The organism is Pseudonocardia sp. Ae505_Ps2 (genome assembly GCF_001932425.1).
Classification (GTDB): Bacteria; Actinomycetota; Actinomycetes; order Mycobacteriales; family Pseudonocardiaceae; genus Pseudonocardia.
The window spans coordinates 3,913,515-3,915,020 of sequence record NZ_MCIP01000001.1; the positions used below are offsets into that span (position 1 = coordinate 3,913,515).

The window sequence follows — 1,506 nt, forward strand, 5'->3', positions numbered from 1 at the left end:
TCAGCCCTTCGTGCTCTGGCCGAACGCGGAAACGCCCTGCTCAAGACCACCTTCGCCGCGTTGCGGCGAGTCACGCTATGTCCCTGGCGCACCGGCGCGATCACCGCAGCTGCGCTCGTACTACTCCACACCGAGTACGACCGCACGACATGATCAACCCGCTACTGAGAACACCTCATTGTGTCGACCAACGGTGGTTCGAGTGTGAAAGGAGATCGACAATGCGTAACTGGGGTTGGTGAGAACAGCGCACGTACCGCGTCGCAGCACGGGACGCGGTGGGCACCGTCCGGGTGACGACGCCCACCGCGCCCGGCAGCGCCATCGAGTCCCCTCGGCCACCTGTCCGTAGAGTGGGACCCCGAGTCGATGCCGGTCCTCCCTGCGGTCTCTCCGCCGTGGAGGACTCCCGAACGGTGCCGGCGGCGAGGAGGCAGTACGTGACGACGAACCGGGGACTCTCGGCGATCCGACGCCCGGCCGATCTGCGAGGGCTCGGGCCCGAGGAGCTGGCCTCGCTCGCGGCCGAGATCCGGGGGTTCCTCATCAAGGCGGTGTCCCGCACCGGCGGTCACCTGGGGCCCAACCTAGGCGTGGTGGAGCTGAGCATCGCCCTGCACCGGGTCTTCGAGTCCCCGCAGGACACCCTGATCTGGGACACGGGCCACCAGGCGTACGTGCACAAGCTGCTGACCGGCCGTCAGGAGGGCTGGGACCGGCTGAAGAAGACCGGCGGGTTGTCGGGCTACCCGAGCCGCGCCGAGTCCGAGCACGACCACGTGGAGTCCAGCCACGCGTCGTCGTCGCTGTCCTGGGCCGACGGGATCGCCCGCGCGCACGCGCTGACCGGGGTCGACCGGCACGTCGTCGCGGTGATCGGCGACGGTGCGCTGACCGGCGGCATGGCCTGGGAGGCGCTCAACAACATCGCGGCCGGTGCGGACCGCAACGTCGTGATCGTCGTGAACGACAACGGCCGCTCCTACTCGCCGACCATCGGCGGGCTGGCGGACCGGCTCGCGTCGCTGCGGCTGCAGCCCGGCTACGAGCGCGTGCTCGAGGCCGGCAAGCGCACCGTCCGCGGCACCCCCGTCGTCGGGCCCGCGCTCTACGCGGGCCTGCACGCGTTCAAGGCCGGGGTGAAGGACGCCCTGTCCCCGCAGGAGCTGTTCTCCGACCTGGGGCTCAAGTACTTCGGCCCGGTCGACGGCCACGACATCGGCCAGCTCGAGTCCGCGCTGCGCCGGGCGAAGCGCTTCGGCGGGCCGGTCATCGTGCACACGGTCACCCGCAAGGGCAACGGCTACCCGCCCGCGGAGAACGACGAGGCCGAGCAGATGCACAGCCCGGCCGCGTTCGACCCGGAGACCGGTCTGCCCACCGGCACCCCGGTGACCGGCTGGACCGACGTGTTCGCCGAGGAGATGGTGGCGCTCGGGACACGGCGCACCGACGTCGTCGCGATCACCGCGGCGATGCTCGGCCCGACCGGTCTCGCCCCGTTCG

Annotated in this window: 1 protein-coding gene and 1 pseudogene; both read left to right on the plus strand. The window is 70.8% G+C overall.

The annotated features are described in order from the left end of the window. Window positions 1–153, plus strand: a pseudogene (locus Ae505Ps2_RS33550) (IS5/IS1182 family transposase); the annotation flags it as partial. A gap of 287 nt (window positions 154–440) precedes the next feature. Continuing rightward, on the plus strand, window positions 441–1,506 hold a 1,066-nt coding region (locus Ae505Ps2_RS18680; protein WP_283160352.1), incomplete at its 3' end, for a 1-deoxy-D-xylulose-5-phosphate synthase N-terminal domain-containing protein.